General features: G+C 66.0%; 10 protein-coding genes. 5 read left to right on the plus strand and 5 right to left on the minus strand.

What is annotated here, in order from left to right; translation table 11 throughout:
- The first annotated feature begins 50 nt into the window (after positions 1-50).
- Positions 51-956, plus strand: a complete 906-nt coding sequence (locus tag AC1Q7Q_RS11175) for a LysR family transcriptional regulator (protein WP_492372196.1) — start codon at positions 51-53, stop codon at positions 954-956.
- A gap of 39 nt (positions 957-995) precedes the next feature.
- Here AC1Q7Q_RS11175 and AC1Q7Q_RS11180 read toward each other — a convergent pair whose 3' ends face one another.
- The gene (locus AC1Q7Q_RS11180) at positions 996-1865 is read right to left on the minus strand and encodes a LysR substrate-binding domain-containing protein (protein WP_492372195.1); all 870 of its coding nucleotides are present in this window, start codon (positions 1863-1865) and stop codon (positions 996-998) included.
- Positions 1866-1960: 95 nt separating this feature from the next.
- Here AC1Q7Q_RS11180 and AC1Q7Q_RS11185 point away from each other — a divergent pair, with 95 nt between their 5' ends.
- The 4 genes from AC1Q7Q_RS11185 (at position 1961) to AC1Q7Q_RS11200 (ending at position 7500) form a co-directional block, all read left to right on the plus strand.
- On the plus strand, positions 1961-2842 hold the full coding sequence (locus AC1Q7Q_RS11185) for an HpcH/HpaI aldolase/citrate lyase family protein (protein ID WP_492372194.1): 882 nt from the start codon (positions 1961-1963) through the stop codon (positions 2840-2842).
- A gap of 115 nt (positions 2843-2957) precedes the next feature.
- Positions 2958-3926, plus strand: a complete 969-nt coding sequence (locus AC1Q7Q_RS11190; protein ID WP_492372279.1) for a tripartite tricarboxylate transporter substrate binding protein — start codon at positions 2958-2960, stop codon at positions 3924-3926.
- 52 nt (positions 3927-3978) lie between these two features.
- Complete coding sequence (locus AC1Q7Q_RS11195; RefSeq protein WP_492372193.1) at positions 3979-5172, plus strand: CaiB/BaiF CoA transferase family protein; 1194 nt, start codon at positions 3979-3981, stop codon at positions 5170-5172.
- Positions 5173-5376: 204 nt separating this feature from the next.
- Positions 5377-7500 carry a TonB-dependent receptor gene (locus tag AC1Q7Q_RS11200; protein WP_492372192.1) on the plus strand — a complete coding sequence of 708 codons (2124 nt, stop codon included), beginning with the start codon at positions 5377-5379 and terminating at the stop codon, positions 7498-7500.
- Here the strand turns inward: AC1Q7Q_RS11200 and AC1Q7Q_RS11205 are convergent.
- The 4 genes from AC1Q7Q_RS11205 to AC1Q7Q_RS11220 form a co-directional block, all read right to left on the minus strand.
- Positions 7484-8923 carry a PepSY-associated TM helix domain-containing protein gene (locus tag AC1Q7Q_RS11205; RefSeq protein WP_492372191.1) on the minus strand — a complete coding sequence of 480 codons (1440 nt, stop codon included), beginning with the start codon at positions 8921-8923 and terminating at the stop codon, positions 7484-7486. The two genes, AC1Q7Q_RS11200 and AC1Q7Q_RS11205, sit on opposite strands and share 17 nt — an antisense overlap.
- 11 nt (positions 8924-8934) lie before the next feature.
- On the minus strand, positions 8935-11253 hold the full coding sequence (locus AC1Q7Q_RS11210) for a TonB-dependent receptor (RefSeq protein WP_492372190.1): 2319 nt from the start codon (positions 11251-11253) through the stop codon (positions 8935-8937).
- Between the two features lie 84 nt (positions 11254-11337).
- Entirely contained in the window at positions 11338-11712 is a 375-nt protein-coding gene (locus AC1Q7Q_RS11215; RefSeq protein ID WP_492372189.1) for a DUF2946 domain-containing protein, read from the minus strand.
- Positions 11713-12011: 299 nt separating this feature from the next.
- Positions 12012-12464, minus strand: coding sequence for a hypothetical protein (locus AC1Q7Q_RS11220; protein WP_492372188.1), 453 nt, complete (start codon positions 12462-12464; stop codon positions 12012-12014).
- Between the last annotated feature and the right edge of the window lie 112 nt (positions 12465-12576).

Consider the following 12576-nt stretch of genomic DNA (forward strand, 5'->3'; position numbering starts at 1 on the left):
ATAATTATCCGTAATCGAGGATCGAGGCGCTTGGCATGAGGGGAAAGCCGATGGACAGCCTGAGTGGCTTTACGGTGTTTGTGCAGGTCGCCGAGACCCGCAGCTTCGTGGCCGCCGGCCGCCTGATGGGCGTGTCGGCGTCGGCCGTGGGCAAGAGCGTCGCAAGGCTGGAAGAAAAGCTCGGCGCGCGGCTGTTTCACCGCAGCACGCGCAGCATTACCCTGACGGCGGAAGGCGCGCAGTTCCTGGAGCGCAGCCGCCGCATCCTGGCCGAGATCGAGGCGGCGGAGCAGGAGCTGTCGCGCGCAGCGCAAGCGCCGCGCGGGCGCTTGCGCGTCAGCCTGCCGCTGGTGAGTTCGCTGGTGCTGCCGGTGCTGGGCGACTTCATGCGGCAGTACCCGGAAATCGAGCTGGACCTGGATTTCACCGACCGCATGGTGGACGTGATCGAAGAGGGTTTCGATGCCGTGGTGCGCACCGGCGAGCCAAGCGACTCCCGGCTATCGGCGCGGCGTCTCGGCGCGTTCCGGATCTTGCTGGTGGCGTCGCCAGCGTATCTCGCGCAGCGCGGGGAGCCCCGGCAGCCCGCGGACCTGGCCGGGCATGCCTGCCTGCAATACCGCTTCCCGAACAGCGGCAAGCTGGAAGCCTGGCCGTTGCGCCGCGCAGCCGTCGATCCGGAGTTGAACCTGCCTACCTCGATGATCTGCAACAACATCGAGACCCGCGTGAGCTTTGCGTTGCAGGGCCTCGGCATCGCCTGCCTGCCGGACTTTGCCATCCGCGAGGCGCTGGCCGACGGCCGGTTGCGCACCGTGCTGGACGACTACGTGGACCGTAGCGGCACCTTCCGCGTGCTGTGGCCTGCCAGCCGGCACCCGTCGCCCAAATTGCGCGTGTTCATCGACTTCCTGGGCGAGCGGGTGTTTCCGGGCGGCGCGGATCATGCCGTTTGAGCATCTCCGGATCGGCGCCGGATCGGCGCCAGTAAGCGCTCAGGCGGCTGCCTGCCGCGCGTGCCGCAGCAACGAGTGGATCAACGGCGTGCGGGGAGACGAGCGTTGCCACAAGATGCCGAACCGGCGCGGCTCGGTCGCTTCGGGCAGCGTCAGCTTGGCGATGCGCAGGCCTGCCGTCAGCGGCGACGCTATGTCGGGCACCAGAGACACCCCCAGCCCCCGGTCGACCATCATGGCGATCGCCACCAGCGAGCTGAGCTCGAACCGCTCGTGCGCGGCGATGCCGGCCTGCCGCAGGTACCGGTCGGCCTGCTTGCCGCCGCCCACGCTGCGGTCGTAGCGGATCAGCGGCTCGGTGCGCAGCAGTTCGTGCGGATCGCGCCGGGCCAGCCGGGCGGGCGCCAGTACAACCAGGGGTTCCTCACGCAGCAGTTCCCACACGATGGTCTTGGGCAGCGCGAAGGGCGGGTGCAGGCAGACGGCCGCATCCAGCTCTGCGTTTTTCACGGCGTCATACAGCGCCGCCGATTTGTCCGACTGGATAAACACGGAGACACCCGGATGCTCCGCGGCGAACCCGGCTAGCGTTTCCGGCAGCAGGCTGTGCAACGCAGTGTTGATCGTGCCCAGGCGCAGTTCGCGCGGTGCTTCCACCTCATTCACCCAATCCCGCAATTGGCTGAAGTCCCGCAGCAAGGTGCGCGCGCGTTCGGCGAGCCGTGCGCCCGACTCGGTCGGCGCCACGGTGCGGCCGGCACGGCCCAGCAGGGCAGTGCCCAGCTCCCGCTCCAGGACGTGGATCTGCTGCGCGATGGCGGCGGGCGTCACGTTGAGCCGCCGGGCGGCTTGCGCGAGGGAGCCGGTATCCACGACGACCAGGAACGCGTTGAGGTAGGCTGTCTCCATACATTTTCTATCGATTAAAGAAAGAGATGCATAGTTTATCTTTGTTATGGCGTGACACACACTGGCGCACTCCAAAGCCATCGGTTCACGTTGCCATGAGAAGCAAACTGTTCGTCCCCGGCTCCCGCCCGGAATTGTTCGACAAGGCCTTGGCCAGCGCCGCGGACGGGCTCTCGTTCGACCTCGAGGACGCGGTGGCGCAGGAGCGCAAGCCGCAAGCGCGCGAGGCACTGCGCGAGCTGCTGCGCTCGGGCCAGGCCCGCGCCAGCGGCAAGACCCTGATCGTCCGGGTCAACGCGATGGACACCCCTCACTTTGCGGCCGACGTGGCCGCAGTGGTGCAGCCCGGCCTGGACCTGATCAACCTGCCCAAGCCCGAGAGCGCCGACGACGTGCGCCGCGCTGCCGCCGCCATCGAGCAGGCGGAACGGGTCAACGGGTTTGCGCATGGCGTGGACAGCCCGGTCCGCCTGCTGCTCAATATTGAAACGCCCAAGGCGCTGCGCCTGGCCGGCGAACTGGCCGCGGCCCACCCGCGCGTGGCTGGCTTGCAGCTTGGCCTGGGCGACCTGTTCGAGCCGCTGGGCATCGCCCGGCGCGAAAGCGCGGCGATCCAGCAGGCCATGTACGCGGTGCGCATGGCAGCCGGCGAGGCCGGCGTATTCGCCTACGACACGGTGTTTGCCAACATCAAGGATGAAGCCGGCTTCCGTGCCGAGGCCGAGCTGTCGCGCCGCATGGGCTTTCTTGGCAAGAGCTGCATTCATCCCAGCCAGGTCCCCCTGGCCAACCAGGCCTTCCGCCCGAGCGATGAGGAGATCGGGCATGCGGCGCGGGTACTGGAGGCCGCGCGCGATGCGATGGCCAGGGGCGTGGGCGCCTACGTGGTGGACGGAAAGATGATCGACCCGCCGTTCCTGAAGCGGGCGCAAGCCATCGTGGCTACCGCCAGGCGCCTTGGATTGCTGCCTGCCTGACTCCGCCGGGATCCGCTGCCGGGATCAGGCTGCATCGCATGGGGCAAACAAAAAAACAGAAGGAGACACTTTGACTACACCAACCGCATCCGCATCCGCATCCGCATTCGTATCCATTTCCCGTAGCGTGGCCTTGGCCGCCACGGCCATTGCCAGCCTGGTATCCGGCGCGGCGTTCGCACAGGGCGGATATCCAAGCAAGCCCATCACCATCGTCGTGCCCTATCCGCCGGGCGGCTCCAACGATATCTTCGCTCGCATCGTCGCCAGGGAGATCGGCGAGGAGCTCAAGCAACCCGTGGTCATCGACAACCGGCCCGGCGCCAGCGGCAATACCGGCACGGGCATCGTGGCCAAGTCCGCCCCGGACGGGTACACGCTGGTCGCCGTGTCGTCCAGCATGACGACCAATGCCGCGGTGCAGGCCAAGCTGCCGTTCGATGCGGTCAAGAGCTTTGTGCCGGTGGCGATGTTTGCGCAAGGGCCGTTCATTGTCGCAGTCAACAATGCGTTTCCCGCCAGGACGCCGCAGGAACTGATCGCGGCGATCCGCGCCAGGCCGGGCAAGTACAACTACGCCTCAAGCGGGCCGGGCAGCGTCAACCAGTTTGGCACCGAGCTGCTCAAGGCCAGGGCCGGGAACCTGTTCATCACGCATATCCCGTATCGCGGCATGGGTCCCGCCGTGACCGACCTGATCGGCGACCAGACACAGCTGTTGATCTCCAGCGGCCCCTCGCTGCTGCCGATGGTGCGCGCCGGCAAGGTACGCGCCGTTGGCATCACCAGCCTCAAGCCGAGCCCGATCGCGCCGGATCTCACGCCCATGTCCAGCGCGGTGCCGGGCTATGAATTCGAACTCTGGTGGGGCCTGCTGGCGCCGGCCGGCACGCCGCCGGCGATCGTCAGCCAGCTCAACGCCGCCGTCAACACCATCTTGTCCAAGCCCGAGATCAAAGCGGCCTTCCTGAAGGAGGGCGCCGAAGCCAGGCCCGTCACGCCGGCCCAGTTCGCCGCCATCATCGGGCAGGACGTGGAACGGTGGAAGACGCTCGCCAAGCGCCAGAACATCGTCGTGGACTGATGCTCGCCCGCCTTGCCTCTACTGCCTCTATTTCCTGTTTCCGGAGATTTCCATGCGTCCCCCCTTTGATGACCGCGCCGCGCCACTGAGCGAGCGCACCGGCAAGCCGGGCCCGCTGTCCGGCCTGCGCGTGCTGGACCTGAGCGCCTACATAGCTGGCCCCTATGGTTGCTCGCTGCTGGCCGACCAGGGTGCCGAGGTCATCAAGATCGAGCCGCCCGCCGGCGACAACCTGCGCAAGTACCCTTCCTCGCTGGAGACCGAGAGCCGCGCCTTCCTGGGCGTGAACCGCAGCAAGCTGGGCGTGGTGCTGGACCTCAAGCAAGCCGACGACCTGCAGCGGCTGATGGCGCTGGTGCGCACCGCCGACGTGCTGGTGCACAACTTCCGGCCCACCGTGCCGCCCAGGCTGGGCATCGCTTACGAACAGCTCAAGCTGGTCAACCCGCGCCTGATCTATTGCGCCGTGACCGGTTATGGGGAAGATGGCCCGCTCAAGGACAAGGCCGGCTACGACCAGGTCTTGCAGACCATGACCGGCATGTGCACGCTGCAGGGCAAGCAGGGCGGCGCGCCAGAGATTCTCTATGGCTCGGTCGTCGACTACTACGGCTCGGCGCTGGTCGCCGGCGGCGTCGCGTCCGCACTCTACGAGCGCGAGAAAAGCGGCGAAGGCCAGTATGTCGGCATCTCACTCTTGCGCGCGGCGCTGACCATGCAATCGGCCCGCATGGTCTGGGCGGACAACGAACCCAGGGAGGTTGGCCGCGACATGCGCTCCGGCGGCATCACCGGCATCCATCCGACCAAGGAAGGCTATCTCTACATCTCCGCGAACACGCCGCATTTCTGGGCGGCGCTTTGCGAGAAAACCGGCCTGGCTGAACTCACCACCGAGCGTTATGACAGCGTGCGCAAGCGCGCGCAGCATCAGGATGAGATCGTCCCCATGCTGCACCGCGCGCTGGCAGCCCGCACCGCGCTGGAATGGGAGGCGCACTTCGGCGAAGCGGTGCCCTGCGCTGCCGCGCGCTCCGTGGAAGATATGTTCGACTTCCCGCAGGTGCAGGCGGAAGGCATGGTGACCACGTTCGAGCATCCCACCGTGGGCCGGTATCGCGGCTTTACCCGTGCCATCAAGTTCGGGCGCACGCCCGGGCCCGAGCCGTTCGCGGCGCCGGTGCTGGATCAGCATGGGCAGAGGGTGAAGGCGGAGGCGGACAGGTTGGTGAGCGAGGAGATGTAGCCGATCTCGCTGGGCTTCGATTCATCGACAAGCCCGTGGCAAATGGTCGCTGCATGGATGGCGCGACCACGCATTGCGCCCAATGCGTCGCATTGCCGCATTCCTTTGATGTCAGGCCGCTGGGTAGACTTTCGCGCCTCTAGCGCCACTCGCACGAGTGGCGCTCCGAGCCGACAACTCTCCGGACTCAGCGCGCCTCCATTCATGCTCCCCACCTCGCTTCGACATCATTGCTTTGCACTCGCCGCCGCAACCGCCGGCTTTCCCGCCTACGCTGAGGACGCACTTCGCGAAGCGCCCGACCTTGCCCCGGTCACTGTCTCCGCCGCGCCGGATTCTGCGTTGCGCGGGCGGGCATCCACGGGCTCCAATCTCGGACTGACGCCCATGCAGACCCCGGCCAGCGTCGACGTCATCCGGCGCGAGCAATTGGAAGAACGCGGCGACGCATCGCTCGTGGATGCCATCACCCGCGCGCCCGGGCTGTCCGGCCTCGGCCACCCCGGCAACGGCGGCGCCGCATTGTCGGCGCGCGGCTTCACGGGCTCGACCTCGGTGATGCAGCTCTATGACGGGATTCGCCAGTATGGCGGCATCGGCATCACGTTCCCCTTCGATACCTGGTCCGTCGAGCGCATCGAGGTGCTGCGCGGCCCGGCTTCGGTGATCTACGGAGAGGGCGCCATCGGCGGCGTGGTCAACGTGGTGCCGAAGAAGCCAGCGCGTGGCCCGGTCGAGAGTGAAATCCAGGCCGCGCTGGGCACGGAGAATACACAGCGGCTGGCGTTCGGCAGCGGCGGCGCCATCAACGACAAGCTCGCCTACCGGCTCGATGTGAGCGGCAACCGGTCCGACGGATCCGTCGATCTCGGCGACTCCCGGAACCTGTCGCTGTCCGGTGCCATCCAGTGGGACGCCACGCCGGACCTGAGCCTGAAGCTCAGCTATGCCAAAGGCTGGCAGGAGCCGCAGCGCTACTTCGGCGTGCCGCTGGTCAACGGGCAGCAGGACGCGGCGCTGCGGAGCAAGAACTACAACGTGGGCGACAGCCTGCTCAAGTTCGATGACCAATGGACGGAGCTCGCCGCGCAGTGGACACCGAATGCCGATGCCACGGTGCGCTCGCGCTTTTACTACATCGACAGCAAGCGGCACTGGCGCAATGCCGAGTACTACAACTACGTGCCGGCCACGGGGCTGGTCAGCCGTTCGTCCTATACGGAGATCCTGCACGAGCAGTGGCAGGTCGGCAATACTACCGATGCCACGTTCCGGCACCATCTTTTTGGCATGAAGAACAGCGTGTCGGTGGGTTTCGACGTCAACCGGGCGTCGTTCACGCATACCAATAATTCGCCGTACTCAGGCACATCGGCGGTGGATCCCTATGTGTTCGATCGCGGTACGTTCATCAACGTGGCGGGCACCACGCCGCGCTATCGCAACGAGGCGACGCAATACGCGCTGTTTGCCGAGGATCGCCTTGAGGTGACGCCGCGCTGGTCCGTGCTGGGCGGGTTGCGCTATGACCGCGCCGACCTGTCGCGCCGTGACCTGGTGGCCGGGCAGGCGGCCTTCGACAGGACGTTTTCCAATGTTGGCTGGCGTGCTGGCACCGTATACAACCTGACGCCGGATCTCGCCGTGTACGCGCAGTACGCGCAAGCGGCCGATCCGGTCAGCGCCTTGCTGATGCTGACGCCGGCCAACAGCAACTTTGACGTCTCCACCGGTCGCCAGGTTGAAGTCGGCGTCAAGCAGGGCTTCTGGCAGGGCAAGGGCGAGCTGACGCTGGCCGCCTATCGGATCGTCAAGAAGAACCTGGTCACGCGTGACGTTGCCAATCCTTCGGCCAGCGTGCAGGTGGGCCAGCAGTCGTCGAAGGGGCTGGAAGCCACCTTCGGGCTGGCGTTTCTCTCCGGCTGGCGCGTGGATGCCAATGCCGCTTTGCTGCAGGCGCGCTATGACGATTTCACGGAGTCCGTGGGGGGCGCAGCGGTCTCCCGTAGTGGCAATGTGCCCACGGACGTGCCCGAGCGGCTGGCCAACGTTTGGGTGACGTGGCGCTTCCACCCGGCATGGACCGCCGGCGCAGGCCTGCGCTATGTGGGCCGGCGCTTCGCCGACCGCGCCAACACGCTCGAGATGCCGGCCTATACGACCACCGACCTGTCGCTCCAATGGCGCGCGCGCCGGGACACGACGCTGGCGCTGCGCGGGTTCAATGTCTTCGACAAGCGCTACGTCACCACCGCCTACTACAACGCCACGCAATGGTTGCAAGGATCTGGCCGGCGGGTCGAACTGAGCGTCAACTACCGCTTCTGAGCGGACTGGCAGCGTCTGGCGCAGCCCGCCGCACGGCGGCCGGCCGTGCGAACCAGCGATCCAGCAGCCAGACCATCGCCAGCGTGGCGCCCATCATCGGGAACACCGCGCCCAGCAGACCCAGGCCAATCACCCACGCCCGCATGGGCGGGAGCGTGCGCGGGAATGACGGCGCGGCCAGGGCGCGCGCGGGCCGGCGCTTTAGCCACATCACGAGGCCCGTCACGGCGAGCAGCATCAGGCCCAGCGAGATCACCGTGCACGCAATCTGGTTGGCCAATCCGAAGTAGCGGCCCATGTGCAGGGACGTGCCGTAGGAGATGGCCTGCGCCACCGCGCCGTAATCGCCGTAGCGAATGTCCTTGAGCACCTTGCCGGTGTACTGGTCGATATGCAGCGTGCGTTCCACCTTGGGATCCGCGGGGAAATAGGAGGCGGTGAACACGCCGGTGGCTGACTTCGGCAGCACGAGCTGGTAGCCGCTCGACACACCGTTCTCGGCCACGATCGCCACCGCACGGTCCAGGCTGATCGTGGCAGCGCCCACTGCCGGCGACGTGCCGGACGGAACCTTGGCCATGCCGACCGCCCAGGGGACTGCAGCGAGGGGAAGCGCATCCATGCTGGCCGCGCCCGGTGTCGACCGGACCCCCGCGTCGCCCCATGCGCCGGCCGGATTGCCCAGCCGCGCTGCGGTCGCGATCGCCTTGAATTGCTTGCCCCACGATGCGGTCCAGGGCAAACCGGACAACACGAACGCCACGGCGCCGATGACCATCCAGGCGCCGATGACCAGGTGGACTTCCTTCCACCAGCCGCGCCCGCCGGCGGCCTTGCCCATCACGAAGGCCTTGCCGCCCTTGTCGCGCAGCCGCGGCCACCACATCGCGACGCCCGTGGCAATCATCACCAGCGACCAGCATGCCGCCAGCTCCATCAGCAACTCCCCGGTCTTGCCCAGCAGCAGCGCGCGATGCAGCATGCGCACCTGCTTCATCAGCCGGTCCTCCACGCTCAGGCTGCCGAGAAAATTGCCGGTGTACGGGTCCAGGTACAGGCTTTCGCTCTTGCCCGACGACAGCCGAAAGACAAACTCGGCGCTGGCGCGCGGGGACGAATCGACGGTGTAGGTCGTCGCCACGGCGCCTTCTGGCGCCTGGGCCCATGCCCGGTCCAGCAAGGACTGGGCGGCAAGCTTCACGCCCACGGGCTCCACGCGCAGCAACTGCGGATAGAGCAGCGATTCGATCTGCGGCTGGAAGCAGTAGATCGTGCCGGTGATCGCCAGGACGACCAGGAAGGGCGCGACGAAGAGCCCGGCGTAGAAGTGCCACCGCCAGAGCATGCGATAAGACGCCGCTGCTGCCGGCGAGGTCTGTGTGGCTTGCGCGGGCATGGGCGGCCGTTCGAGAAGCTGGGACATGGCGGGATCTGTCAAAGGGTGTATTTCAGGCTCAGGTAGAACGTGCGCTGCGGGAAGGGGTGGAACAGGAAGTATTTGTGATTGTTCAGGTTGTCCACGCCCAGTGCACCGCTCCAATGCTTGTCTAGCTGGTAGTGCACGCGCGCATCCATCACGAAGAAGCTCTCGAAGCCCTGGTAGGTCGCGGGGTTGATGTCGGTGTTGTCGACCGTCGCGTACACGCGGCTGCTATAGCGCGCGGCCAGCGTGTAAGCCCATTTGTTGTCAGGCCGATAGGTTGCCGCTACCGTGCCGCGCCACGTGGGCACGTAGGGCACGCGCTTGCCGACCGCCGTCGCGCCAGGGGTGGTCGGCACGTAGCTGTCATCCGAGAGAATCCGGGAGTTGACATAGGTGACGTTGCCCGAGAGCGTCAGGCCGTTGATCAGCACATGGTCTTGCTGGCCGGCCAGCTCGAGCCCCAGTTGCCGTGTCTTGCCCACGTTCTGCGTAAAGGAGACGGGCGTGGCGAACCCGGCAATTGTCGAGGTCTGGGAGATCAGCGCGTTCTTGACGTACTCGCTGAAGGCGGAAACACGCAGCTTGCCCTCGCTGGTGTGGCGCTCGATGGCAAGTTCGCCAGACAGGACGCGCTCCGGTTGCAAGAACGGATTGGCCTGGGTGAACGTCGTCCCGGTCTGCACGCTCTGGTAGAGCTCGCCGACCGTCGGGAAGCGAAGCGCCTTGCCGAACGAGCCGGTCACCGACCACAGCTGGCTGGCCTCCCATGTCAGCGACGCCTTGGGGGAGAAGCCGGATTTGTCGAGGCTGGGCTGCTGGATCGGCACCCCCACGCCGTTGCTGCCAATGGCGTAGTTGAACCCGTCATAGGCGCGCCACATCTCATAGCGGCCGCCCAGCGTTGCCTGCAGGCTTGGTGTCATGCGCCAAACGTCCTGCAGCCAGAGCGCGCCGGTCTGCGTCTTGCCCTGCGAGGTGCTGAACAGGGCGCCATTGCCACCGGAGACCCAGTTGGTGGTGTTGTAGGTCGGGCTGCTCAGCTTGAACTGGTCGTAGTGGGCGCCGAAGCTGACGATGTTCGCGCCGGCGATGCCCTGCGGCCGCCAGATGCCCTTGACGTCGAAGGTGGACCAGCCGGAGCCGCTCATGTCGGTGGTCCGGCCAGGCCCACCCGTCAGCGCCGCCGGATAGAGCCCGGTGGACAAGCGGCTCGAATCCTGCAGATAGTAGAAATTACTGACTATGGCCTCCCAGTCGAACAGCCCTTGCGTCCGGGTCCCGACCTTGAGGCTCTGCATCAGGTGTTCCTGATCGACGTTGTTGCTGGAAAACTGGCCCGCGATGGTGCTGGCGCTGTACGCGAATCCACCGATATTGACGTTGCCGGCTGACGCGCCGTAGAAGGGCGACCCGGATGTCGTGCTCAGGTAGGTTTGCGCGCTCGCTTTTGAACTGTTCTGCCAATAGCCCAGCGTGTAGACCGCGCTCAACGTTGGCGTGAAATCGTAGCCCAGCTTGACGGTGGCGTTGTCCTGCAGCGTATGGATGAAATTGCCAGCGCCAATTACCTGGATGGCGCCGCCGGTCCGGTTGCGGTCGGCGTACGCGCCGGTGATGACCGGCAGGGCGGCACCGGCGGCGGCCGTCGACTGGCCGACCGTGGCGAAGCTAAGCGGCTGGCTGAAGCTGTTGAGGTGGTTCGCGCTGAACCACCACGAGAACTTTCCGGTGCGGTCGCCCAGCGTGGCGCTGACCTGCTGCGCCGGCTCGTTCTGGTCGGTGCCGTACTTGCTGAACTGCTGGATGGCGCCCGTGACTTCCAGGCTGCCCTCGAACGTCTTCGGCATCCGCGTGGTGATCTCGGTCACGGCACCGTAGGAGTTGCCCGGATACGCCGCGGCGAACGGGCCGTACATGACGTCGACCCGGTCGATCGATTGCGGCGTCACCATGAACCACTGCGGGGAGCCGTTGCCGTTGTTGTTGTTGTTGATCAGGGTCGACAGCAAGACCCCGTCGGCATAGATCAGGCTGCGCGCGCTGGCGTTGATGCCGGTGGTGCGGGTCGCCATCGGGGACTGGGTGTCGCCGATAAAGCGCTTGCGCACCAGCACGTCGGGCAGGTATTTCAGGGCGTCTTCCGCGCCCATCACGTTGATGGCCTGCGCGGCTTGTTCGCCGGTGATGCTCGCGGTGGTCTGCGGCAACTGGTTTTTCTCGGCAAACGAGCGAGTTTCGGTCACCTGGACCGCCGGCAGGCTCTGTTCGTCGGCGGCCTCGGCCAGCGTGCCGATGGTGCCAAGGATGACTAGGGGCAGCAGCGTGCGCATGATTGGGTCTACCTCAAATCGTTGTCCGGCGCCCGTGCGCAGGTGCGCGCGGACGCCACGATCACGCCAAAGGGCGTGCGTTGCTTACAGACTGGATTGAGGCAGGGCCGGAGGGTCCCTGGGGCGTCCTGAAGGAAAAGCCCCGAGTGGCGTGAAGCGGGTGACCAGCACGTGCGACGTGGCGACCACCAGCAGCGGGATCGCCGACAGCGCCGCAGGCGCTAGGGTAGGCAGCGGCACATGGTCCGCCAGCAGATCGCAATAGCCGCAGGCGTTCAGCGAGCTGCCCGGCATGTCATGCGGCGCATCGCCCGGGTGGGCGGCCGAGCAGATGACGGCTTCGGGATCGCTGGCCTGGGCCGCGGCCACAAACTGGCTGACTGCCGGCGCAAGCACGATGAGCCACATGGCGATCAGGCCAAGCCATGCGGTCAAGCGGATGCGGCGGATAAGCGTCATTGTTAGTTGCGAGCGGGCGCGGCGCAGTCTACCCCAGCCAAGGCGAGGTGCGATCAGGCAGGCTGCGCGTCATTTTGACACAGGCGCAACCGGGATATGTACCGAAGGCACAGGAGATTGGCGCGATTCCCCTCAGAAGTGGCGCGATTGTGGCGCGATAACCGAAGCCGCGCCACTGTGGGCATCCGCGCCATTCCGGCGCTCAATGGCAAAGAGGTTGTGTTAGTGCGCCTGATACGGCATTTCTACTGTGAGCTCGCGTAGCAGATATGCGGCTTCCAAACAGCAGGTCCTGGCGCTCACGGAGTCAGGCACATCCGCGCAAACTCTCTGCAATCGTCGTTCGCGGCGGGATGCCGCAGCACCGCGTCAAGCGCATCCAGGAAGGCCGCAACGGTTGGGCCGCCTTGCTCCTCTCGCTCAGCTTCGTCCATGCGCATCATGCGGTCCAGGAGCGCTACCACTTGCGTGCTCGGCTGCCGCTTTAACGACGCCAGCAACTGCGCCGCATAGGCGCCGACGGGCTGGCGCTCAATCAGCGACCCGAAGGGGCCAGGACCACCATAATCCAGCTCGGGATACTTTTCGATCAGGGCCAATATGCGCGCCAGGACATCTTGATAGTCTTGGCTTTCTAGCGCATCCAGGTGTTCGTAGATGCGATCGATCACAATCCATTTGTCACCCTGTGCGCGGGCCTCTGCGGCCGCCTTGTCGAGGTTGGAAAAAATTGAATCGGAATCTAGATTCATCGTCACGCTCCGGAGTAATAGGTAAATAGGTAAGAAGTCGGAAAGCCGGTCAGAAAAGCCGATTTGAGTGAGGCCTGAGCGCTACCGCCCACGGTGGCAATCCGTCGATCGG

Source organism: Cupriavidus sp. GW823-FHT07A04 (assembly GCF_058794615.1).